Annotated in this window: 23 protein-coding genes; 7 read left to right on the forward strand and 16 right to left on the reverse strand. The window is 69.0% G+C overall.

The window, feature by feature from the left end:
- Positions 1–5: 5 nt before the first annotated feature.
- The 6 genes from CFB46_RS28905 to ftrA all read right to left on the reverse strand — a co-directional run bounded on the left by CFB46_RS28905 (position 6) and on the right by ftrA (position 6,256).
- A complete protein-coding gene (locus tag CFB46_RS28905) occupies positions 6–584 on the reverse strand; it encodes an NnrU family protein (protein WP_089502109.1) in 579 nt (192 codons plus the stop codon).
- A gap of 264 nt (positions 585–848) precedes the next feature.
- Positions 849–1,436: a TfoX/Sxy family protein gene (locus CFB46_RS28910; protein WP_089502405.1), complete on the reverse strand. Its 588-nt coding sequence runs from the start codon at positions 1,434–1,436 to the stop codon at positions 849–851.
- Positions 1,433–2,542: a malate/lactate/ureidoglycolate dehydrogenase gene (locus CFB46_RS28915; protein ID WP_089502110.1), complete on the reverse strand. Its 1,110-nt coding sequence runs from the start codon at positions 2,540–2,542 to the stop codon at positions 1,433–1,435. The genes CFB46_RS28910 and CFB46_RS28915 overlap by 4 nt, the downstream gene beginning before the upstream one ends.
- Positions 2,543–2,602: 60 nt before the next feature.
- Positions 2,603–4,057, reverse strand: a complete 1,455-nt coding sequence (locus tag CFB46_RS28920; protein ID WP_089502111.1) for a M20 family metallopeptidase — start codon at positions 4,055–4,057, stop codon at positions 2,603–2,605.
- Between the two features lie 80 nt (positions 4,058–4,137).
- Positions 4,138–5,208: an NAD(P)H-dependent flavin oxidoreductase gene (locus CFB46_RS28925; protein ID WP_089502406.1), complete on the reverse strand. Its 1,071-nt coding sequence runs from the start codon at positions 5,206–5,208 to the stop codon at positions 4,138–4,140.
- Positions 5,209–5,293: 85 nt separating this feature from the next.
- The gene (gene ftrA / locus CFB46_RS28930) at positions 5,294–6,256 is read right to left on the reverse strand and encodes a transcriptional regulator FtrA (protein ID WP_089502112.1); all 963 of its coding nucleotides are present in this window, start codon (positions 6,254–6,256) and stop codon (positions 5,294–5,296) included.
- Positions 6,257–6,370: 114 nt separating this feature from the next.
- On the opposite strand from ftrA, the gene CFB46_RS28935 reads away from it, so the two are divergent.
- Positions 6,371–6,790, forward strand: a complete 420-nt coding sequence (locus CFB46_RS28935; protein ID WP_089502113.1) for a rhodanese-like domain-containing protein — start codon at positions 6,371–6,373, stop codon at positions 6,788–6,790.
- A 90-nt stretch (positions 6,791–6,880) separates the two neighbouring features.
- On the forward strand, positions 6,881–7,207 hold the full coding sequence (locus CFB46_RS28940) for a superinfection immunity protein (protein WP_027781170.1): 327 nt from the start codon (positions 6,881–6,883) through the stop codon (positions 7,205–7,207).
- A gap of 15 nt (positions 7,208–7,222) precedes the next feature.
- Here the strand turns inward: CFB46_RS28940 and CFB46_RS28945 are convergent, their stop codons facing one another.
- The 7 genes from CFB46_RS28945 to CFB46_RS28980 all read right to left on the reverse strand — a co-directional run bounded on the left by CFB46_RS28945 (position 7,223) and on the right by CFB46_RS28980 (position 13,717).
- Positions 7,223–8,383, reverse strand: a complete 1,161-nt coding sequence (locus CFB46_RS28945; protein WP_089502407.1) for a cytochrome P450 — start codon at positions 8,381–8,383, stop codon at positions 7,223–7,225.
- A gap of 108 nt (positions 8,384–8,491) precedes the next feature.
- Positions 8,492–8,758 (reverse strand): YodC family protein, encoded by a 267-nt coding sequence (locus tag CFB46_RS28950; RefSeq protein WP_089502114.1) that lies wholly within the window; start codon positions 8,756–8,758, stop codon positions 8,492–8,494.
- Between the two features lie 353 nt (positions 8,759–9,111).
- Positions 9,112–9,972, reverse strand: coding sequence for an isocitrate lyase/PEP mutase family protein (locus tag CFB46_RS28960; RefSeq protein ID WP_089502116.1), 861 nt, complete (start codon positions 9,970–9,972; stop codon positions 9,112–9,114).
- 143 nt (positions 9,973–10,115) lie between these two features.
- Positions 10,116–11,783, reverse strand: coding sequence for an ankyrin repeat domain-containing protein (locus CFB46_RS28965; protein WP_089502117.1), 1,668 nt, complete (start codon positions 11,781–11,783; stop codon positions 10,116–10,118).
- 184 nt (positions 11,784–11,967) lie between these two features.
- Positions 11,968–12,393, reverse strand: a complete 426-nt coding sequence (locus CFB46_RS28970; protein ID WP_089502118.1) for a GNAT family N-acetyltransferase — start codon at positions 12,391–12,393, stop codon at positions 11,968–11,970.
- Positions 12,394–12,447: 54 nt separating this feature from the next.
- Positions 12,448–13,308 (reverse strand): MurR/RpiR family transcriptional regulator, encoded by an 861-nt coding sequence (locus CFB46_RS28975; protein ID WP_027781175.1) that lies wholly within the window; start codon positions 13,306–13,308, stop codon positions 12,448–12,450.
- A gap of 55 nt (positions 13,309–13,363) precedes the next feature.
- Positions 13,364–13,717, reverse strand: coding sequence for a YgiW/YdeI family stress tolerance OB fold protein (locus tag CFB46_RS28980; protein WP_089502119.1), 354 nt, complete (start codon positions 13,715–13,717; stop codon positions 13,364–13,366).
- 233 nt (positions 13,718–13,950) lie between these two features.
- Here CFB46_RS28980 and CFB46_RS28985 point away from each other — a divergent pair, with 233 nt between their 5' ends.
- The 4 genes from CFB46_RS28985 to CFB46_RS29000 all read left to right on the forward strand — a co-directional run bounded on the left by CFB46_RS28985 (position 13,951) and on the right by CFB46_RS29000 (position 17,149).
- On the forward strand, positions 13,951–14,613 hold the full coding sequence (locus CFB46_RS28985; RefSeq protein ID WP_027781177.1) for a response regulator: 663 nt from the start codon (positions 13,951–13,953) through the stop codon (positions 14,611–14,613).
- 5 nt (positions 14,614–14,618) lie between these two features.
- Positions 14,619–15,983 (forward strand): ATP-binding protein, encoded by a 1,365-nt coding sequence (locus CFB46_RS28990; protein ID WP_152777475.1) that lies wholly within the window; start codon positions 14,619–14,621, stop codon positions 15,981–15,983.
- Positions 15,984–16,298: 315 nt separating this feature from the next.
- Positions 16,299–16,745: a MarR family winged helix-turn-helix transcriptional regulator gene (locus tag CFB46_RS28995; protein WP_089502121.1), complete on the forward strand. Its 447-nt coding sequence runs from the start codon at positions 16,299–16,301 to the stop codon at positions 16,743–16,745.
- Between the two features lie 35 nt (positions 16,746–16,780).
- Complete coding sequence (locus CFB46_RS29000) at positions 16,781–17,149, forward strand: antibiotic biosynthesis monooxygenase family protein (protein WP_089502122.1); 369 nt, start codon at positions 16,781–16,783, stop codon at positions 17,147–17,149.
- A gap of 720 nt (positions 17,150–17,869) precedes the next feature.
- Here the strand turns inward: CFB46_RS29000 and blaPEN-B are convergent.
- Positions 17,870–18,808 (reverse strand): PEN-B family class A beta-lactamase, encoded by a 939-nt coding sequence (blaPEN-B, locus tag CFB46_RS29005; RefSeq protein ID WP_089502123.1) that lies wholly within the window; start codon positions 18,806–18,808, stop codon positions 17,870–17,872.
- Between the two features lie 135 nt (positions 18,809–18,943).
- On the opposite strand from blaPEN-B, the gene penR reads away from it, so the two are divergent.
- Positions 18,944–19,834: a beta-lactamase transcriptional regulator PenR gene (gene penR, locus CFB46_RS29010; protein WP_027781182.1), complete on the forward strand. Its 891-nt coding sequence runs from the start codon at positions 18,944–18,946 to the stop codon at positions 19,832–19,834.
- Positions 19,835–20,317: 483 nt separating this feature from the next.
- On the opposite strand, the gene CFB46_RS29015 is transcribed toward penR, so the two are convergent.
- Positions 20,318–20,569 (reverse strand): hypothetical protein, encoded by a 252-nt coding sequence (locus CFB46_RS29015; RefSeq protein ID WP_006482135.1) that lies wholly within the window; start codon positions 20,567–20,569, stop codon positions 20,318–20,320.
- 96 nt (positions 20,570–20,665) lie between these two features.
- Positions 20,666–22,888 carry an amylo-alpha-1,6-glucosidase gene (locus tag CFB46_RS29020; protein ID WP_089502408.1) on the reverse strand — a complete coding sequence of 741 codons (2,223 nt, stop codon included), beginning with the start codon at positions 22,886–22,888 and terminating at the stop codon, positions 20,666–20,668.
- Positions 22,889–22,932 lie beyond the last annotated feature (44 nt).

Raw genomic sequence — 22,932 nt, forward strand, 5'->3', positions numbered from 1 at the left:
TCCGTTCAGCCGAACGGCCGCACGCCGATCAGCGGGCCGTGCAGGAACAGCGCGAACACGGCCCAGGCGACGAGTCCGGCGGCAACGGCCGCGACGTCGCCGGCCAGCCCACCGGCCGGATAGCGGACGCCGTCGCGGCGATCCCGCGCACGCGACACGACAAAATCGACGATCGACCACACGAAGAACGCGCCGAACAGCACGACCGCGTGCACGGTGCCGTTCACGAGCAGGTGCGCCACCGCCCAGACCATCACGCCTGCCAGCATCGGATGCCCGACGAGCGTCTTGATCCGATTGCGCGGCACGTACGACGCGGCGATCAGCACGAACGCGACCGCGGTCAGCATGCCCGTCAGGTGGCGCACGCCGACCGGCGACACCCACAGCAACGTCGCGCCCGCGCGGGCGATCCCGTACCCCCAGACGATCAGCACGAAGCCGACGATCGACGCGATCGCGTAACCGCCCTTCCAGCCCTTCTCGCCGATCCGCTCGATCGTCGCGGACCGCCAGCCGTCGGCGACGATCCGGATCGAATGCACACCGAGGAAGATCGCTAAACCGAGAATCAGGACGAGCATCGGCTGTCTCCATCTGGAATGATGAGTGGGGAAGCATTCCGCGCGGCGTCCGTGCGCCGTTCGCGGGGCCGGCGGCAAGGCCGGCGCGGGTCGCGCCAGGCACGGGCGCAACCCGCGCCGATCATAAACGCCGGGGCCGCCGTTGTGAAGCACGCCCGATGTGCGGCGCGTCAAGCTCGATGCATTCGTGGGCCGGTTCGTGCCGGCAAGCCTGAAAGAAAGGAAAGCGAAAAATCGCGAGGCTGTCGCGCCGCGCGGTCGGTACTACGTCTGCTTGCGCTTCGTCGCGGGCTTCGGCGCCGGTGCACGTGATGATTTCGAGGCCGGTTTCGCTTTCTGCGCCGACTCCAGCTTCGATGCGGATTTCGCCGCTGGTCTGGACACCTTTTTCGGCTCCGGCTTCGATGCAAGCTTCGCTGCAGCTTTCGGCGTTGCTTTCGGGGCGGCCTTCGGGGCGGCTTTCGGCCCCGCCCCGGATACCGTCTTCGACGCCACCCTCGCCTTGCGCTTCGTCGGCCCGGCCAGCAGCGCCGCGCGATACGCGCTGCGGCACCAGTCGAACAACGCGCCCGCATCCTCGAGCACGTCGGCCGGCGTTTCGTAATAACCCTCGAGCGCGACGGTGCGCGTGGGCCGCGCATACGAGAACGGCCCCATCCCCGCCGCGACGAACGCCGGGCGGTTCACATCGTCGACGCGCAGGAACAGCGATCCGCGCGACATGAAACCGAACATCACGCCGTCGAGCCGCAAGGCCGCACCGCTGAAGAACCGTGCGACGGCGACCGTCCCGAGCGGCGCAAGCTGATACGCGATTTCCTCGCCGTGCGCCTTCTCCGCCTGCCAGCTCATGCGGATGCCTCGCAGCGCCGCGTCCACGCATCGAGCTCGGCCGCGTCGAAACCGACGGCCGCCGCACTCTCGCGGATCTGCCGCCACGTCGCGCGGTCGACCGGAATGCCGGCCGTGCCGCGTACCGCGCGGCTCGCCTCTTCCGGCTCGCCGGGCACCTGCACCGGCGCATCGCCGGCCCGCGGCGACGCCTTCGCCCAAGCGACGAATGCATCGGCTTCGCGTTCGGCATCGGCCGCGTCGAACGCTTTCGGATCGATCAGCACCGACAGCATCCCGTTGACGATCGCGCTCGTCTTCTGCAGGGTATCGCCGTACGTCGTATGCCCGCCCACGAGCGCGCCGCCGAAGATCTCGCACATCGCCGCGAGCGCATACCCCTTGTGCAGCCCAAACGGCAGCAGCGCGCCGAACGGCTGCTCGTGCATCACGGCCGGATCGTCGGTCGGCTGGCCGCGATGGTCGATCAGCGCGCCGGCCGGCACGCGCCTGCCCTGGTTGTAGGCGACACGCGTCTTGCCGTACGCGATCGCGCTCGTCGCGAAATCGAGCAACAGCGGCGGTTGGCCCGCCCGCGGATACGCGGCGCAGAACGGGTTCGTGCCGAAACGCGGATCGGTGCCGTGCAGCGGCGCGACCAGCAAGTCGCCCGGCACGTTGACGAAATGGAACGACACGAGCCCCGAGCGCGCGCACTGCTCGGCCCAGTGCCCGATGCGGCCGAGGTGATGAACGTCGCGCAGCCCGATCGCGCAGATGCCCATGCGCCGCGCGCGCTCGATCCCTTCGACCATCGCCTCGAACGCGATCACCTGGCCGAAGCCGCGGCCGCCGTCGATCGTCAGCACCGCGCCGCCGTCGCGGACGATCGACGCGTGCCCGTTCAGTTGCAACTGCCCTTCCCGCCACGACGCGACGTAGTTCGGGATCATCCCGATCCCGTGCGAATCGTGGCCCGCGAGATTCGCGCCGACCAGGTGATCGGCGACGAGCGTCGCCTCGCGCAGGTTGCTGCCGGCCCGTTCCCAGAGTGCCGCGACGAATGCATGCAGCGGTTCGGCGCGCATGCGCGGCGGTTCGGCATCGGGCGTCGGCAGTGCGGTCATCGGCAACACTCCATCAAGTCGGTTCGGGTCGGGCAATCGGCACGTCGGGCGTTGCGACGATCAGCGCGCGGTCGCGATCACGTCGGCCACCGCCGCAGTGAGCTTCTTCGCGTACGGCACGTGCAGGAACTCGTTCGGGCCGTGCGCGTTCGATTTCGGCCCGAGCACGCCGCACACCATGAATTGCGCTGCGGGGAAGCCCTCCTGCAGCACGTTCATCAGCGGGATCGTGCCGCCCAGGCCCATGTACGCGCAGTCGGCGCCGAAGTGGCGGCGCGACGCGGCGTCGAGCGACGACGCGAGCCACGGCGCGAGATCCGGCGCCGCCCAGCCGGTCGCGGCGCCCGCGTCCGGCTTGAACGTGACCTTCGCGTTGTACGGCGGATCGAGTTCGAGCAATGCCTTCAGCTGCTGCACGGCCTGCGCGGCGTCGACGAGCGGCGGCAGGCGCAGCGACAGCTTGAACGCGGTACGCGGACGCAGCACGTTGCCCGCATCGGCGAGCGCCGGCATGCCGGCCGCGCCGGTCACCGACAGCGACGGGCGCCACGTCGAATTCAGCAGCGCCTCGCGCGGATCGGTCGTGGTCGGCAGCACGGGTTTGCCGTCCGCGCCGCACGCCCACGGCAGCCCCTTCCACACCGTGTCGCCGAGAATCGCGGCGGCGGCCTCGGCCTCGCGCACGCGGCTCGACGGAATCTCGCAATGGAACGCGCCGGGCAGCAGATTGCCGTTCTTCGCGTCTTCGAGGCGTTCGAACAACTGGCGCATCACGCGGAAGCTCGACGGCGCGATGCCGCCGTAGACGCCCGAGTGGATGCCTTCTTCCAGCACCTCGACCTGCAGGTCGCCGGACACGAGGCCGCGCAGCGACGTGGTGAGCCACATCTGGTCGTAGTTGCCGGCGCCCGAATCGAGGCAGACGACGAGCGACACCTGGCCGAGCCGGTCGCGCAATGCGTCGACGTACGGCAGCAGGTCGTAGCTGCCCGACTCTTCGCAGGTCTCGATCAGGCCGACGCAGCGCGGCCGCTCGATGCCCTGCTCGTCGAGCGCGCCGAGCGCCGCGAGGCTCGCGTAGATCGCATAGCCGTCGTCCGCGCCGCCGCGGCCGTACAGCTTGCCGTTCTCGAACTTCGGCGTCCACGGGCCGAGGTCCGCGCGCCAGCCGTCGAATTCCGGCTGCTTGTCTAGGTGGCCGTACAGCAGGATCGTGTCGGCGCTGCCCGAACGCGTCGCGGGCGTCTCGAAGAAGATCACCGGCGTGCGGCCGGGCAGGCGCACGATTTCGAGCTTCAGGCCTTTCACCGGCTGGCGTTCGGCCCATTGCGCGGCATCGGTCACCACGCGCTCGAGATAGCCGCGCTTCGCCCAGTCGGGGTCGAATGCGGGGCTCTTCGCGGGAATCGCGATGTAGTCGGTCAGGGCATGGAGGATTTCATCGTTCCACTTGCGCTCGACGAAGGTCACGAGCTTGTCATGGTCGAGGACGGGGGTAGTGTCGACGGAAGTCATGGTGGGGGTGCCTGGATCGGGCTGACGAAAAACCCGATGATACGCCGATGCCCCCTCGCCGGCGCCCCCTTACCCGCCGTTCAAACCGCCTTCGGAAACGCGTCGCGCAGCCCGGCCGCGCATGCGAGGGCGTCGCGCCACAGGCGCCGCGTCAGTTCACCGGCATCCTCTTCGCGCGCCAGCGCCGCGGCCTCGCCCGACCACAGCAGCGAAAAATCGTCGCGGCCCTGCCGCTCGAACGCGCCGCGCAGCGGATCGACCGCGGCCGTCGCGAGCGGAAACGCGGGCGCGAGTGCACTCATCGGCCCCTGTTCGCGCATGAAGCGCGTCAGCAGCCCGCGTGCGGGGCGGCCCGTGTACAGGTTGGTCATGCGCGTGCCGTCGTCGCGGGCGGCGCGCACGGCCGCGCGATGCTGTGCTGAACGGCCGGCCTGCGGCGCCAGCAGGTAGCCGGTGCCGATCTGCACCGCGCGGGCGCCCAGCGCGAACGCGGCCGCGATGCCGCGCCCGTCGGCAATCGCACCGGCCGCGATCACCGGCGCGCGCACTGCATCGACGATCTGCGGCAGCAACGCGAACAGGCCCGGTTGCGCGTGGATATCGTCGGTCAGGAACATCCCGCGATGGCCGCCGGCCTCCGCCCCCTGCGCAACGATCGCGTCGACGCCGCGTGCATCGAGCCAGCGCGCCTCCTCGACGGTCGTCGCGGACGACACCACCCGCGCCCCCATGCGGCGCACGCGGTCGAGCAGCGCGTCGTCCGGCAGTCCGAAATGGAAGCTGACGACGGCCGGCCGCAGGTCCTCGACGACCGCGCACATCGCATCGTCGAAAGGCGCGCGGCCAGGGCCACCCTTCACGTCGGCCGAGTCCAAGCCGGCTTCCGCGTAGTAGCCGGCGAGTGCCGCGCGCCACCGCGCGTCCACCTCGGCATCGGGCGCGGGCGGCGCATGACAGAAGAAATTCACGTTGAACGGCGCGGCCGTGCGCGCGCGGATCGCCGCGATCTCGTCGCGCAACTGCCGCGGGCCGAGCGCCGCGCACGCGAGTGAACCGAGCCCGCCGGCTTCGCACACGGCAATCGCGAGCGGGCTCAGCGAACCGACCATCGGGGCCTGGATCAACGGCAAACGGGAAGGCAGCATCGTCATCGGCATCCTTGTTCGGAATGAGTGGCCGTCGCCACACGGGTTGTTCTTTTCATCGTCGCGCACGAGCCCTCCCGCCCGGCGCCTGCTACGTGCCGCCGCGATCCATCCCGCGCCGATACGCGGCCGGGCTCGTCGCCGCGACGCGCCGGAAATGCCGGCGCAGCGATTCCTCGGAACCGAATCCCGCACGCGTCGCCACCTGCGCAAGCGACAACGCGGGCTGCGCTTCGAGCATGTCCTTCGCGACGTTCACGCGTTCGCGGACCAGCCACGCGAGCGGCGACATTCCCGTCGCGTCCGCGAACTGACGCTGCAACGTGCGCGTGCTCATCGCGGCCTGCGCGGCGAGCGATGCGAGCGTGTGCGGCTCGGCCGCATGCGCGCGCATCCAGTCGATCAGCTTCGCGAGCCGGTCGGTGCCGCCCGGTGCGACCGGACGCGGCACGAACTGCGCCTGCCCGCCGTCGCGATGCGGCGGCAGCACGAGGCGCTGCGCGACGCGGTTCGCGATCGCGCCGCCATGATCGCGGCGCACGAGATGCAGCAGCATGTCGAGCCCCGCCGCCGAGCCGGCCGACGTGACGACCTGCCCTGCGTCGACGTACAGCGCATCCGGATTCACGCGCAGCGCCGGATAACGCGCCTGCAGGCGTTCCGCATACCGCCAGTGAGTCGTCACGGTGAGGCCGTCGAGCACGCCGGCCGCCGCCAGCACGAACACGCCCGAACAGATCGAGCAGAGCCGTGCGCCGCGCCGGTGCGCGGCCCGCAGCTTCTTGAGCAACGGTTCCGGCGGCCGCTCGTCCGGATCGCGCCAGCCGGGAATCACGATGGTATCCGCGCGATCGAGCGTCGCGAGCCGGTACGGCGCGGCAACGGTAATGCCGCCCGCCGCCCGCACGGGCCCCGGCTCGCTCGCGCATACCGCGAAGCGATACCAGTCGACGCCGAGTTCGGGGCGCTCGAGCGCGAACAGTTCGACCACGCAGCCGAATTCGAACGTGCAGAGGCGATCGTAGGCGAGTGCGACGACGAGATGATTGTGCATGGCGCGATATTACCGGAACTTGTCGATCGCGCCACTGCCGCCAAACGCGCCGAACCGCGATACTGCCCTCCATTGCGGCGCGTTCCGTGCCCGTTCAACCCGGAGAGCCTGACCATGTCCTATGTCACCGACGTCCCCGCCGCCGACAGCCTCGCCGCCCTCGCGCATTTCGAGGCATCGCTGCGCTTCGAAACCGATTGCTGGGACGTGCACGACGCAATCGCATCCGGCACGCCCGATTTCGTGCTGCTCGACGTGCGCGGTCCCGACCCGTTCGCCGCCGGCCACGTGCCCGGCGCGCGCAACCTGCCGCGCCGCAAGATCATCGAAAGCAAGCTCGCCGACTACCCGGCCGGCACGCTCTTCGTCGTCTACTGCGCGGGGCCGCACTGCAACGGCGCCGCGCGTGCGGCGATCCGGCTCGCGCGCCTCGGCCGCCCGGTCAAGCTGATGATCGGCGGCGTGACGGGCTGGCTCGACGAAGGTTTCGCGCTGAGCAACGAAGTGCAGTCGGCAGGTGCCGAAGCCGCCTGATCGTCACCAAAAGCGCAACAATCAATTGCCAGCACATAAACGGAAAAAGCGCGACAATCAGCCTCATTGCAGTTCGGACGGAGCAGCACCATGCATGACGCAGTCCTGATTCAACTGGCCGGCTCGGTCGTCGCGATCGCACTCTATTTTCTGCCGGCGATCATTGCAGACAGGCGCGGCCGGCACGACAAGCTCACGATCGCACTGTTCAACGCACTGTTCGCGTGGACGGGCATCGGCTGGTTGATGACGCTGTACTGGGCGTGCCAGCCGAACCCGCGCACCGACGTCGCGCAGACGATCCTCGCGAAGCGCCGCGGCGTCAGCATGCGCACCTTTTCGACCGGCCTCGTCGAACGCGTGCAACGCCGCGTCGCCGCCCAGGAGCAATGGGCGGAAAAGCAAGGCTGCCGTTAAGTCCCCCTTTCCCCTTCACCGTATCGCGTCGAACTTCGGCATCCTGATGTTGGTCGACGCGCGGTAGCCCCACTTCAGTGCCTCGCGCGGCGGCCAGCCGCCCGCGCGCAACCGCGCCGCGAATGCCCCCGTCGTCACCGCATGTGCGATCCGCTCGCCCGGACACCCGTGCGGCCCCGTCCCGAAGCCGAAATTCGGCCCCGTCGGGCGGCCAGGCATCAGCCGGTGCGGCTCGCGATGCACGGCCGGATCGCGATTCGCCGCGGCAAGCACGACGAGGATCGCATCGCCGGCCTCCACGCTCACGCCTTCGATCGTCGTGCGTGCCGCGACGAAGCGGCGCGTGTTCTGCACTGGTGAATCGAAACGCCCGACCTCGGCGACGAATGCGTCGAGCGCGGCGGCGTCCGGCATCGCGCCTGCTTCGCCGCTCCATGCCACGAGCGCATTGCCGAGCCATCCGGCGCTCGCCTCGCACGTCTGCGACAGCAACCCGACGAGATTCGCGACCTGCGCGCCGCGCGCCTGCCAGCCCGACGCGCGGGCCGCCTGCTGCACCGCAGCGACCAGCGTGCCGTCGTGCGCATGCGACTGCGCGACGCGTTCCGTCATCCGGTCGAGGAGTTGCCGCGCCGCGTCGCTCGCGCGCGCCAGCGCCGCGGCATCCGACAGCGGCGACAGCGCGGCAACGAACTCGACGACCCGCGCCGCGATGTCGTCGAGCTGCGTTTCGTCGAAGCCGAGCAGATCGGCCACCGCACACACGGGCACCGTCATGCACCACGCATTCAGCGCGTCGGCATCGCCGGGCGCCGGCAGTCGCCGCGCGGCAAGCGCCTCGGCGCGACCGCGCAGCGCGTCCGTGTCGATCGGCGCGAATGCCGCGCGCAACGCCTGCTTCGGCACGTCGTGTCGCGACGCGCCATCGTTCATGCGCACCAGCTCGCCGAACAATGCGCCGGCCGTCGTGCCGCGCAATGCGGGCGGCACCGGCGCGTCCAGCGGGCGCACCCGGCAGGCCGGGTGGCCGAGCACGGCCGTCACGGCCGCCGCGCGGCTCGCGACCCACAGGCCGAGCGTGGCGTCGAACGCGAGCGGCGGCCCGTCGACGAGCGCTGCGTAATAGGGATAGGGATCGCGGTGCGTGACCGCGGCAATGGGATCGGTCGGGTTCATGCGTTCAGTATCGGCGCAGCGCGCCGCCGCATGTTTCGGGATTGCGTGAAATGTCGTCGCACGGACGCCGGGCACCCGGCGCCGCGGCGTCGCAACGGCAAGCCGGCGTCAGGCCGCCGACCGGTAGCGGTGCGACTGCATGCGCAGCCGGACCCGCCCGGCCGAAATCGCGCGCGGCTCGGGCACCACCGTATCGTGATGGAACATTTCCTGGCGGAACTCGCCGCTTTCGTCGAACCACTGGCAGATCAACCAGTCGCCATCGTCGAACACGACCGGCCCGGCATACGTGACGGTCATGCGCGGCCCGCCCGTTTTCAGCGTCACGACATCGCCCACGCGAAACCTGACGCGGTGATTTTCTCGGATCGTCATCGCTCTCTCAGCTTTTTATATATTGAATATGTTGATATTCCCGGCGGCCCACCGGCTGGCCATTGGAACGTGCCGCAGATTATCAATCAAAAAATCATCCGGCAACTCCCGCGCAAGAAAATGCTCAGAACGGAAACCTGCAACAATGCTCGACATCGTCGCGGATGACGGCCTGCCGGGCGTCAGTCCGGCGTGGCTTACACGCCGGCTGCGGCCGTTCGGGCGGAATGCGGAGAATAGACGATGATTTTCGCGCCGTCATCGACGATTAATTCGGACGCGAAATCGGTTGATTATTGTCAATCAATGTTTCGCCGGAAACGATTCCAGCCGATTCCAGCTTTTATTGGGGCTCATTCGTCGAACAAAATCGGCGAATTATCCGGCGCGGCAAACCAGCGGTTGATATCGCGCCCCGGTACAGCCGCCCGGGTAAAGGTGAACGTGCCGTCGCGCCGCATCTCCGTCGCCGCACGCAGGAACGCGCCGAGCGCGGCCCGCGCCAGCGCGCCGCCGACGCTGACGCGCTTCACGCCGAGCGCCGCCAGCTCGTCGAGGCTCAGCAGCCCGCCCTGCAGACCCATGACGACATTGACCGGTGCGCCGACCGCCCGGGTCACCGCCGCGATCTCGTCGGCGTCGGTGATGCCGGGCGCATACAGCACGTCGGCGCCGGCGTCGCGATAGGCGACGAGCCGCGTGATCGTGTCGCCGAGGTCACGCCGGCCGTGCAGGTAGTTTTCGCAGCGCGCGGTCAGCGTGAACGGAAACGGCAGCGCCCGTGCCGCGTCGACGGCCGCCGCGATGCGCTCGACCGACGCGTCTCGCGCATAGATCGGCGTATCGGCGCGGCCGGTCGCATCCTCGATCGAGCCGCCGACCGCGCCCGCCTCGGCCGCCAGCCGGATCGTTTCGGCCACCGTGTCGGGCGCGTCGCCGAAGCCGTTCTCGAGATCGGCGCTCACCGGCAGGTCGCCCGCGGCGACGAGATCGGCGATGTGATCGAGCATTGCGTCGCGGTCGATCGCGTTGTCGGGCTGCCCTTTCGAAAACGCGTAGCCGGCGCTCGTCGTGGCGAGCGCCTCGAAGCCGGCCATCGCGAGCAGGCGCGCGGTGCCGGCGTCCCACGGATTCGGGATGATGAACGCGCCGGGGCGCGTGTGCAGCGCACGGAAAGCTTCGGCGTGGCGGGCTTGCAGGTCGGAACGGGGCATCGCGAACTCCGGGGCGGTGTGGACGAGTGAGCTTACGCCGGCCGTGCACGCGACGTTTCAGCGTTCGCCGAAATGTCGTCGCGCAACGGGAAAAACCCGGCCGTGCCGAATGCGAGCCGCCACGCACGGCCGCCCGCGTCGGTTCACGTCGATGCGGGCAGCCCGACATCGACGCCGAGCAACACGTCGGCGACGGCCTCGGAGAACCGCATCGCGCGACCGTCGATCAGCACGCCATCCGGATTCGACGGATCGCGCACCGCAGGCGGCACGCCGTGCGCGAGCAGCACGCGCGCACACGCTTCCCAGTCGGGATCGCCAACGCCCTCCGGCTTGTTGACGGACGCCCAGGACAACGTACCGAGCGCATCGCTGCCGAACCCGTGCACGTCGCGCCAGTTGGCGCCGTGCGCGAGCAGGAACGCCAGCAGTTCGGCATCGCCGCGGAACACCGCGTGGTTCAGCGCGCTCGCGTCCCAGTCGCCGCCGCGCACGGCGATCGGCCAGCCGAGTTCGACCATCACCTTCACCGCATCGCGCGAACCCCATGCGGCGGCGTCCGGCAGCAGCCGCAGCCGGTCGTCGGACAGCGCACCGGGCAGCTCGCGATGGCGCGCCTGGATGCGCCGCGCGTCATCGGCATCGGCGCGCGCGCAGGCCGCCACGAACGCGTCTTGCGCGTCGAGCGCCTCCTCCGCGCCGGCCGCGCGCAACAACGCCGCGATGTCGGACAACCCGGTCTGCATCGCGAGCCGGTACGCGCTGACGCCCGCGGCGGTCCGCGCACGGGGATCGGCGCCGGCCGCCAGCAGCGCGGCGACATGGCGCGCCGGGCAACGCACGGCGATCGCGCGCAACAACGGCGCGCCCCACATCTTCGTCGGCCCGTCGCCGGCCGGCTCGTTCGGGTCGCCGCCATGCGCGAGCAGCCACTCGAGCGCGGCCGCGTCCGGCACGTCGAGCGCCCGCCGCAACGCATTCGTCCCGCCCACCCGGGCGCCGTGCTCGAGCAGCAAGCGCGTGCACGCCGGGTTCTCCACCGAGTGATACAGCGATTCGCCGTCGTTCGGATCGGCGCCGGCTTCCAGCAGCATCGCGGTGAGCGCCGCATCGCGATTGACGCCGGCGGCGCCATATAGCGCCGACAGCGGCTGCGACTCATCGGGCTCCGCAAGTGAGGCCGGCGGATACCGGTTGCCGATCCGCTGGTTCGGATCGGCGCCCGCATCGAGCAGATGACGGGCGCATGCGCGCAGCCGGGCCGCGAATTCGGGAAGCTGCGCGAGCCGTGAATGCGTGACGGCGACGAGCGGCGGCAACTTCAGCGCACCGCCGGCGCGCGCGATCCAGCCGGGATCGGCGGCCAGCGCCGCCTTCACCGCGTCGAGATCGCCCGCCGCGCACGCGATGGCCGGGTCCGCCGATACGAGATCGGGATGGTCGAGCAGCAATTGCGCGGCGACGCGCGGCCGAGCCGCGTCGAAGCCGCCGGTCACGTCGGCGCCGTACGCGAGGTCGAGCCAGCGGCTAATCAGCTGCGGCCGCGGTTGCCGTGCGAGCGCATGCGTTTCGACGAACACGCCGAGATCGGCCCACGAAGCAAAACCGTACTCGCGCGCGATGCAGGACTGCGCGTGGTGCAGGCGCAGCCCGAGCGCGAGCGTTTCGTCATGCGTGCGATTCGCGGCCGCCGGCAGCGACTGGACGAAGCGCGCGACGGCATCGGCGTCGCCCTGCCGGTACAGGCGCAACAATGCCTTGGCCTGCTTTTTCAGATGATCGGGATGGGCGTCGGGAGGCAGCTTTTTCATGCGGATCCTCGTGCATGGATGGCCGAAGGTCCGCAATACCGCCAGCACAAAGGATGGGGGAAAGACTGGATTTGCCGCGACAGGTGGGTTGAACCCTTTCCGCGGACCCGGAAGCGACCTGCATCGCTGCCCGGTATCGTAGGCGACGGCCGCTGGCGGCGTCAATCGTGTGGCGCGACGACGCTCAGCCCGTGAGTTTCTTCGTCAGGAAGATGCGGGTGTGCCCGACCGGATAATCGGGCAGCTCGCCGAAGCGGACATAGCCGCGCTTCTCGTAGAACGGCCGCGCCTGGAAGTCGAACGTATCGAGCCACGCACTGTGGCAGCCGCGCGCGACGGCCTCTCGTTCGGCCAGATCCATGATGCGCGTGCCGGCGCCCTGGCCCCGCGCGGCCTCGGGCACCACGAGCAGGTCGACATGCAGCCAGCCGAACGCCGTGCCGCCCCACAGGCCGCCGACCACCGCGCCGGCCTCGTCGGTCACGATCACGGCCAGCGGCCGGAAGTCGACCGGGCCGGCCTGGCTTTCGTTGAAGCGGATAAGCGGCGCAACGACCTGCTTGCGCACCTCCGGGTCGCCCGCATCGGTCACTGCATAGGTCAACGTCATCGGTTGCGTGGGGTCGTCAATGAAGGTTGGCGGAAACCGTACGTCCTGCGCCCGTCAAACAACGTACGCGCCCTTCGCGTGCAGCTCCGCTTCGGTCCGCTCGAGCGCCGCGATCGCATCGCTGCCCTCGAGCGCCAGCAACTGCGCGACCAGCGCCTCGGCCATCGCGTGCGCGGCCACCAGCGACGGAAAAAACGACGGGCTGTCGTGCGTGAAGATCAGTTGCGCGTCCGCGTGCAGCGCGATCGGCGACACCGCGCTGTCGGTGATCGCGACGATCCGGCTGCCCTGGGCCTTCGCGGCCTGCGCGACGCGCGTCGCTTCGGCCGAATACGGCGCGAAGCTGACGATCACCGTCACGCTCTGCTTCGCGATCGTCCGCAACTCCATTTCGAGCGAACCGGCCACGCCGTTGAGCAGCGACACGGTCGGACGAAACAGCCGGTAGCCGTAGACGAAACCGAAAGCAACCGGATAGCACGAACGAAACCCCGCCACGTGCACGTGCGATGCCTTGCGGATCAACCTCGCCGCATCCGCGAGCGCGTGCTCGTTCTGCGCGGCGGTCGCCGACAGGTTGTGCTGCTGCGCGGCGAGCAGATCGTGCGCAAGCGATGCCTTCGCGTCGGGCCGCACGAGCGAGCGCGCACGCTGCGTGAGCGGCTCGGGGCGCGTGCGCACGCGCGCGACGCACAGGTCGCGCAGCTCGTTCCAGCCGGGAAAGCCGAATTGCTGCGCGAGCCGCACGAGCGACGCAGGCTGCACCTGCGCGCGCTGCGCGACCTTGCGCATCGACGACGTGGCGACTTCGTCGGGATGATCGAGCAGGAAGGCGGCGCCCGCCTGAAATTGCGGGCTCAGCTCGGAAAATTGCGCCCGGATCCGGGACGCGAGTTCGTCGAAATTGGCGGCCATCTTGGTGGGAACGGGAACCGGTCGTCCATGGTATCACCGGCCCCGCGCCCACCGGTCAGCGCAGCACTTCGACGTGATCGGCGTCGACCTTCACGCGGCCCGACCATTTGCGCTCGAATTCGCCGGTCAGCTTCACCTCGTTCTTGTCGCTGACCGGCTGGCCCGCCGCCCACAGCTTGTGGTCGATCTCGACGCGGATCGTGCCGGTGGCGTCGGCGAACTCGTAATCCTCGCCGCCGACGTGCTTGACGATGCGCCCCTGCAACTGCACGTGCTGGTCGTCCTTGCCGTTCGCGAGCAGTTCCTTGACGGTCGTCGGGGTCAGCGCGGACGGCCCCGTGTATTGCGCGTAGACGGCGGCGGGCAGCGCGACGAGCGCAACCGCCAGGATTCTGGCCAGGTGTTTCATGATTTCGTTCCTCTTCTTCGATGTGGCGCCGCGCTCCGTTGAACGCGACGGCGCCAGATTACGGACCGTAAGATTAAGCAAACCTGAAGGGTATACCGAGGCGACACGGCGCCCCATTGGACGAGTACGAAAGCGGGCCTCGTACCGCGCGCATTTAAGCTCGGCCTAAGACGCGTACGCTTATCATGAGAACCCCGGGCGCCGCGGCGCCCCCGTTGGAGAGACACGAATCCATGCGCGTACTGCTCGTCGAGGACGATCCGCTGATCGGCAGCGGGCTCGAACAGGGCCTCAAACAGGAAGGCTTCGCGGTCGACTGGGTGAAGGACGGCGACGCCGCGTCGCTCGCGCTGCGGGCGACCGGCTACGGGCTGCTGCTGCTCGATCTCGGGCTGCCGAACCGCGACGGCCTGTCGGTGCTCGCCGCGCTGCGCCGCCGCGACGAAAACCTGCCCGCGATCATCATCACCGCGCGCGACGGCGTGCCCGACCGTATCGCGGGCCTCGACAGCGGCGCGGACGACTATCTCGTCAAGCCGTTCGAGCTCGACGAGCTGCTCGCCCGCATCCGCGCGGTCAGCCGCCGCCATGCAGGCCGCGCGCAGACGACGCTCGCGATCGGCCCGCTGCGGCTCGATCCCGTCAAGCACCTCGTCTGGCTCGACGACGACGAAGTGCCGCTGTCGCCGAAGGAATTCGTGCTGCTGCACGAGCTGATGCGCGAACCCGGCGCGGTGATTTCGCGCGAACAGTTCGAGGAACGGCTGTACAGCTGGGGCGAGGAAATCGAGAGCAACGCGGTGCAAGTGCATATCCACAACCTGCGCAAGAAACTCGGCCACGACATGATTCGCACGGTGCGCGGCGTCGGCTACCGGATCGGTGACGGCACGTGACGCGCATGCAACGCGCGGTCGCGCGCTGGCGCAACGCGTCGCTGCGGCGCCGCCTGCTGACGTGGCTGCTGCCGGCCGCGTGCGTGATCGGCCTGGTCGCGAGCGCCGGCACCTACTGGGGCGCGCTGCGCGAACTCGACGACCTGCTCGACGACCAGATGCGCAGCATGTCGAAACAGATCGTCGTCGGCCCGAACGGCGAGCTGTCGTTCAGCAACCAGGCCAAAGGCAAGCACGGCTTCGAAGCGAGCGACCCCGATGCGGTGCTGCTGCAGGTCTGGCGCAACGGCACGCTCGTGTATTCGACAGATCGCGACTCGAAGCTGCCGCCGCCCGCGCAGCAAGGCATCGCGAGCGTCGACGTCGGCGGCCAGCCGTGGCGCACCTATGTGACCGAGCGCGGCGGCACGACGATCCGGCTCGCGCAGGCGCGGCATGCGCGCTGGGAAGCGATCGCGGGCATCGCCGTCCATCTGCTGTGGCCCGTGTTCTCGATGCTGCCGCTGCTCGCGCTCGGCCTGTGGTTCGGCATCGGCGCGGGGCTGCGGCCGTTGCGGGCAATCGCGTCCGGCCTGAAACGCAGGAATGCGAACAACCTCGAGCCGGTCGACGTCGCATCGATGCCGAACGAGGTCCGCCCGCTCGCCGAGGCCATCAACGACCTGCTCGCCCGCCTCGACCGCTCGTTCACGTTGCAGCGGCACTTCATCGCCGACGCCGCGCACGAGCTGCGCACGCCGATCATGGGGCTGTCGATCCAGTCGCAATTGCTGCGTCGCGCGGCGACGGCCGAGGAACGCGAGCACATCCTCGCGCAAATCCATGCGGGCACGACGCGCCTCGGCCACCTCGCCGAACAGTTGCTGACGCTCGCACGCCTCGAACCCGATGCGCAGGCGGCCGTCGCCGCGTCGGCGCCGCTCGATCTCGCCGCGCTGTGCCGCTCGGTGGTGTCGGACCGCACGCGCGTCGCCGACGCGCACCGGATCGATCTCGGTGCGATCGTCGACGGACCCGTGTTGACGGCGGGCAATGCCGACACGCTGCGCGTGCTGCTGAACAATCTCGTCGACAACGCGATCCGCTATGCGGGGGAAGGCGCGCGCGTCGACGTGTCGGCGCGCATGGACGGCGCGACGCCCGTACTCGAAGTCGCCGACGACGGCCCCGGCATCCCGGAAGCCGAACGCACGGACGTGTGGGAACGCTTCTATCGCGGCGAAGGCGCGCAAGCCGCCACGTCGGGCAGCGGGCTCGGGCTGTCGATCGTCAAGCGGATCGCCGAACAGCATCGCGCGACCGTCGCGCTCGGGACCACGCGCGGCGGACGCGGGCTGACCGTCACGGTGCGCTTCCCGCGCCCGGCCTGACGCGCGGCGGCGGGCGGCTTGTCCACAGATTATGTTGGCAAGCTTGTGGACAACCTTCCATTAACGGCACCAAGCCCTTGATCGGAAAGGGTTTGTCGTGCGTGCGCGGCAAATGCGCCGGACCGGGGCAGGCACGCGCTCCCGTCAGTTGTCGTTGACGATCCGCTCGACCCGAAGGCCGGTCGAGGTTTCGAGGACGTTCGTGTGCTTCTGCGCACCGCAATACAGCAGCCCCTTCGTCGACGCTCATTTGGAAATTTGACAACCAGTTGTCTATTACGTAAAATGGTTGTCAATTTACGATCCGGGCTGGATATGACGAAATCCGACAAGTTGACCGCCGTCGCGCTGTCCGTATTCCGGTTGAACGGCCTGCTGATCGAATGGGGCAACGCCTTCGCCGGGCCGCACGGCTTGACCAGCGCGCGCTGGCAGGTGCTGGGCGCGATCTCGATGGCGCAGGACGCGCCGAACATCCCGCAGATCGCCGATGCGATGGGTATCACGCGGCAGGCCGTCCTGAAACAGATCAACGTGCTGACCGACGAAGGGCTGGTGTTGTCGTTGCCCAACCCGGCGCACAAGCGCTCGCCGTTGTATTCGCTGACGCCGCGTGGCGAAGCGGCCTATCAGGCCGTGGTCGAGCAATGGCAACGGCATGTCCGCGACATCGCCGGCGATTTCAGTTCGGCCGACCTCGACGCGGCGCTGCGCGTGCTGTCGGCGATGTCCGGCACGCACGGCCAAGGCGGCCACGCGTGACCGCCCGCTTGCCCTCTACCCCACCAGGAGTACCCATGCCTCAGTTCAAGCCGATGGATCCGGCCTTTCCGATCCAGCAACAGATCGCGATCGACGCGGAGCCGGTCGTGCTCGTCAACGTGTTCACGCTGGCGCTCGCCGACGAAGCCGACTTTCTCGCCGCCTGGAAAGACGACGCGGAGTTCATGAAGCGGCAGCCCGGATTCATCTCGACGCAGCTTCACCGCGCGCTCGGCGACAGCCCGACCTACCTGAATTATGCGATCTGGGAATCGACGGATGCGTTTCGCGCGGCCTTCACGCATCCGGAGTTCGTCGCGAAGCTGTCGGCCTATCCGTCGTCCGCCGTCGCCAGCCCCCACCTGTTCCAGAAGGTCGGCGTGGCCGGTATCTGCACGGCGTGAGCCGGCGTGCGAGACGTGGCAGTGCGTGGCATCGGCCGAATCGCGAACACGGACTTCTCCACAGAAAATGTTGGCAAGCTTGTGGATATCCTGCGCACCGTGACGCTAAACCCTTGATCCGATGGACTTTGGCACGCGTGATGCAGAGGAGGCGCGGGCAATGGCCGCCGCCTTCACCGCTTCGCCGCACATCGCATCACGACGCCACGCCGCCACGACGATGGACGCTCGATGAACGTCGCCACCACCCCCCGCGTGCCGGGCCGGTGCGGCGCCACTTACCCACAGATTGTGTTGGCAAGCTTGTGGATAGCCTGCGCATACCGCGATCAAGCACTTGATCCGAAAGACTTTGTCCGCGCCGCCTCGAAACGGCACACGGCCGCCCGATCGCCTGTTGCGTGACGCCTCGGCACGCGACGTGCCGCCTGCCGTGCTTGTCCACAGATTGTGTTGGCAAGCGTGTGGATAGCCTGCGCATACCACGACCAAGCGCTTGATCCGAAAGACTTTGTCCGCGCCGCTTCAAATCGAGCACGGCGGCGCGCGTCATGCCGGACGCCGCCACTCGCGGGCTTGTCCACAATTTTTGTTGGCAAGCATGTGGATATCCTGAGCATGCGCGACCTAAGTCGTTGATCGCACAACGTTTGATCGCGCGGGTCACGACTGCGGCACGGCGCGTCCGAGGCGCGCGCCACCCATGCCGTGCCGCGCGGCTCAACCGAACGTCTGCGCGACGATACGCGCGACCGACGCGATCACGTCGTCCTTCGCCCGCGCATCGGCGCGCGTCTGCGTGTAGTACACGACCAGCACGATCGGCGCGCGCGACGTCGGCCAGATGACGCCCGCGTCGTTCGTCGTCCCGTAATCGCCGGTACCGGTCTTGTCGCCGACTGTCCACCCGGTGGGCACGCCCGCGCGAATTCGCTTGTCGCCGACCTTGTTGCCGCGCAGCCACGTGACGAGTTGCGCACGCTGCGCGGCCGGCAGCGCGTCGCCGAGCGTCAGCACGCGCATGCTGGCGGCCATCGCGGCGGGCGTCGTCGTGTCGCGCGGGTCGCCCGGCAGCGCGGTATTCAGTTCGGTCTCCCATCGATCGAGACGGAACATGTCGTCGCCGATCGAACGCGCATAGGCCGTTACCGCCGACGGGCCGCCGATCAGCTTCATCAGCAGGTTCGCAGCCGAGTTGTCGCTGTACTGGATCGTGGCCTCGCACAGCGCGGCGACCGTCATGCCCGTGCCGACATGCTTCTCCGACACCGGCGAATAGTTGACGAGGTCGGCCTTGGTGTACGTCACGCGCTGTTGCAGCAGGCCCGGCCGCTCGACGCTCTGCGCGAGCACCGCCGCACTCAGCATCGCCTTGAACGTACTGCAGAACGGGAAGCGCTCGCCCGCGCGATGCTCGATGACCCGGCCGCTCGCCGTGTCGATCGCGCACACGCCGAGACGGCCGCCCGCGTCGCGCTCGAGATCGGCGAGCGTCGTCGCCGCCGCGGCGGGCGCAATGGCGTCCGCGGCAGCCGCCGCTGCCGCCGTGGTTTCGTCCGGCGCGGCGGCCTGCCGCGACGCGCACGCGGCGACGGTGAGAACGAGCGGCGCCGTCGCGGCGGCCAGCAACAGGGTTCGACGTTTCGATGAGTAGGTCATGTCGGTTGTCTCGTGGTGGAATGGCGGCGAAACGGTGGTGCGTGTCGAAAACGGCCGGCCGCCGAGACAGCACTATCGGGACTTTACGGTTGACTGACAAGCAACGATAATTGAGCGCTGACAAAAGAAATTCTTATGACGAAGCTTCGCCCTCATCTCCCGCTCAATGCGTTGCGCGCGTTCGAATCGTCGGCGCGCCACCTGAACTTCACGCGCGCCGGCCTCGAGCTGAGCGTGACCCAGGCCGCGGTCAGCCAGCAGGTGCGCTCGCTGGAGGAGCGGCTCGGCTGCACGTTGTTCACGCGGTTACCGCGCGGCCTCGGGCTGACCGACGAGGGGCGCGCATTGCTGCCGGTACTGAGCGACGCGTTCAGCCGTATCGAGACGGTGCTCAAGCAGTTCGACGGCGGGCGCTTCCACGAGGTGCTGACGCTCGGCGTCGTCGGCACCTTTGCCCTAGGCTGGCTAATGCCGCGGCTGAAGCAGTTCGGCGACACGCACCCGTTCGTCGAGCTGCGGCTGCGGACCAACAACAACGTCGTCGACCTCGCCGCCGAGGGCCTCGACTTCGCGATCCGCTTCGGTGAAGGCAACTGGCCGACGACGCGCAACGAGCGGCTGCTCGATGCACCGCTCACCGCACTGTGCACGCCGGACATTGCGCGACGCCTCGCGCGGCCGGCCGATCTCGCGAACGAAACGCTGCTGCGCTCGTACCGCACCGACGAATGGCTCGGCTGGTTCGACGCCGCGCAGCTCGAACCGTGGGCCGTCAACGGGCCCGTGTTCGATTCGTCGCGGCTGATGGTCGAGGCCGCGATGCAGGGCGCGGGCGTCGCGCTCGCGCCCGCGTGCATGTTCGCGCGCGAACTGCAGCTCGGCCAGCTCGCGCGGCCGCTCGACATCGACGTGCGTGCGGGCGGCTACTGGCTCACGTCGCTGAAATCGAAACCGCTGACGCCCGCGATGACGCTCTTTCGCGACTGGATCGTGGCGGAAGCGGCCGGCGCGGCGCCCACCGAGTAACGCCGCCGCGCTTGTCCACAGAAAGTGTTGGCAAGGATGTGGATATCCTGGGTATCCGGGGCCTAAGCCCTTGATCGCGCACACATTCGCGCGCCGATGCACGGCGCGGGCAGCCTTTGCGCACGGGCTTCGCGCACCGGTCGCATTCCGGCCGGATCCTCAACCCGTACGACGCAATCGATTGCGAGTTGTCCACAGATTTTGTTGGCAAGCCTGTGGATATCCGCCAGATCGGACGCGTAACATCTTGATACACAAGGGGATTCAGTGCACGGACCTTGACCGGTCAATGGTGTGGCACGGAAACGGTTGCCGAACCGCACGCCGTGCACGCGTGGCGCGCCCGGCCGACGGCCGGGCGGTTCTCCACAGATTGTGTTGGCAAGCTTGTGGATATCCTGCGTATCGGGCACCTAACCGATTGAGCGGACGAGGTTTTGTGCCGCGTCCGCCGAATCGGGCAGCGTCTGCGCCGCCCGTGCGTCAATGGCGGTCGAGCCCGCCGCGCAATTCGCTCGCCTTGTCGCGCAACGCTTCGTAGCCCGAACGCGCATGCTCGGGCAGGTCGGGATCGCCGATCAGTGCGCCGAGCGTTTCGATCAGGCTGAACAGGATGCCCTTCGCCGCGCCGACCGCGATGCTTTGCGATTCGATCGACTTGTGCAGGTGGTCGACCGCCGCTTCCAGATTCTCGAGCTTGTGCTCGCCGTCGTCGGGCCGGTTGTCGGTCGTCATCGTCTACCTCCGCCATCGTTCAAGGGTCATGTCACGATTCTATGCCGCTGCGCGCGAACGTGGCGCGACATCGCGCAACGTTCGCGCGGCACGCCGCTACAGCACCGCGACCACCTTCACGCGGCCCGGCTGCTCCGCCGCGGCGACCACCTGGCCGTCGACGCGGCGGAACGTCAGCGACACGGTTTCGTCGCCGACGCGCAGCGCATCGATCCGCAGCCAGTCGACGCCTTCCGGCAATGCCGGACGCTCGACGCGCACCTCGTGGCGCGACGCGTCGATGCTCACGCCGAGGCACGCCTGCAGCATCATGAACGGCGCGCCGGCCGCCCACGCCTGCGGCAGGCAGGCCACCGGATACGCGGTCGGCGGTTCGCCGCGCCGGCGCGGGAAGCCGCAGAACAGCTCCGGCAAGCGCATCTCGAAGCTCACCGCCGCCTCGAACAGCGCGCGCAGCAGATTCACCGCGGCCGTCTTGTCGCCGTAGCGCGCCAGGCCGCGCGCGATGAGCGCATTGTCGTGCGGCCACACCGAGCCGTTGTGATAGGCCATCGGGTTGAAACGCGGCTGGCCGGCCGCGAGCGTGCGGATGCCCCAGCCCGTCTGGAACAGCGCCGAGCCGAGCACGCCCGCGACCGCCGCGCCGCGCTCGGCGTCGGGCAGCCCGAATGCAAGCAGGTGGCCCGCGTTCGACGCGAACACGCGGCACAGATCGCCACGACCGTCGAGCGCGATCCCGTAGAAATCGCCTTCCGGCATCCAGAACAGCGCGTCGACCTGCTCGCGCAGCGTCTTCGCGCGCAACGCGTAGCGCGTCGCGTCGGCAGCATGGCCGCGCCGGTGCGAGCAAGCCGACATCGCGTCGAGCGCCGCGCACGCATAGGCCTGCACTTCGACGAGCGCGATCGGCCCGTCCGGGAAACGGCCGTCCGCGTGGAATACCGAATCGTGACTGTCCTTCCAGCCCTGGTTCGCGAGGCCGCGTTCCGACGTGCGCTGATAATCGAGCAGCCCGTACGGATTGCGGTCGCACTTGTCGATCACCCATTGCGCGGCGCGCTCGAGCGCGGGCCACAGCTCGTCGATCAGCGCTTCGTCGCCGGTGCGTTCGACATAGGCGCCCGCGAGCACGATGAACAGCGGAGTCGTATCGACGCCGCCGTAGTACAGCGCGAACGGCACCTCGCCCGTCGCGGCCATCTCGCTGCGGCGGAACTCGTGCATGATCTTGCCGGGCTCCGCGTCGCGGAACGCGGAGGTCTCGCGCGCCTGATGCTCGGCGAGAAAACGCAGCACGCCGCGCGCGAGCGACGGCTGCAGCCACAGCATCTGCAGCGACGTGATGATCGCGTCGCGACCGAACGGCGTCGAGAACCACGGGATGCCCGCATACGGGTACGGCCCCGTGTCGAGTTGCGTCGTGAGCAGCCCGAGATCCGCGAGCGAACGATCGAGCCATGCGTCGAACAGCGGATTGCCGGTGTTCACGCGCGCCATCGACTCGCGCCGTGCCCGCATCTCGCGATGCACGCCGACGAGAGCGGTGCGCAGCGCGACGCGGCCGCATCCGGGCCCTTCGGCCTGCGCGGGCCCGAGCGTCGCATCGACGGTCAGGTAAATCGACACGCACGCCTGCGCGGCGATCGTCAGCGTGTAGTCGGCGCGATCGACCGACAGCGCATCGGGCGCCGGCGAGAAATGCACGGTCACGTTGCGCGCCACGCTGTCGAGGCCGTCGTAGTGCAGCCGCACCGCGCCCGCGTCGACGCGCGGCGCGCCCACCGTGCCGCGCTTCGGCCGCCGCGTGCCGCGCACTTCGAACATGTCCTTGAAATCGGCCGCGAACGACAGCGACAGCGGCACCTCGGCTTCGCTCGCGCCGTAGTTCGTCAGCGTCAGCGCTTCGTAAAGCACGTCGCCCGCGAGCACGCGCATGCGCTCGATATGGATCACGCCTTCGGGCGTCTCGTGGCCGCCGAGCGGCGGCAGCGGGCGGTTCGTCAGGTGCGCGGTGAACGACGCGTTGTCGGCGCTCGTCGCGCCCGACAGCAGCGACGGCGCGCGGCCGCCGAACGTCAGGCGCCAGGTCGACAGCACGCGCATGTCGTCGACGAACAGGCCGTCGTCATGCCCACCGATGTCGCCGAGCGCGTCGCTGACCACGAACGCGTCGCCGGATTTCAGCACGTACTGGTTGTTGCGCGCGAGGGCCTGCGGATCGGCTTCGGGCGCGATGAAAGCGGGACCCGACGCGGTGGTCGGGGCAATGGGCGCGACTTGCGGCGCCTGCGTCGTCGTGGCTTCGGCGTGATTCGGCATCGATGCTCCTGTGTCGAGGCGCAACGCGCGGCGCGCGTCGCGTG

The sequence above is a fragment of the Burkholderia sp. HI2761 genome (genome assembly GCF_002223355.1).
In the GTDB taxonomy this organism is placed as follows: Bacteria; Pseudomonadota; Gammaproteobacteria; order Burkholderiales; family Burkholderiaceae; genus Burkholderia.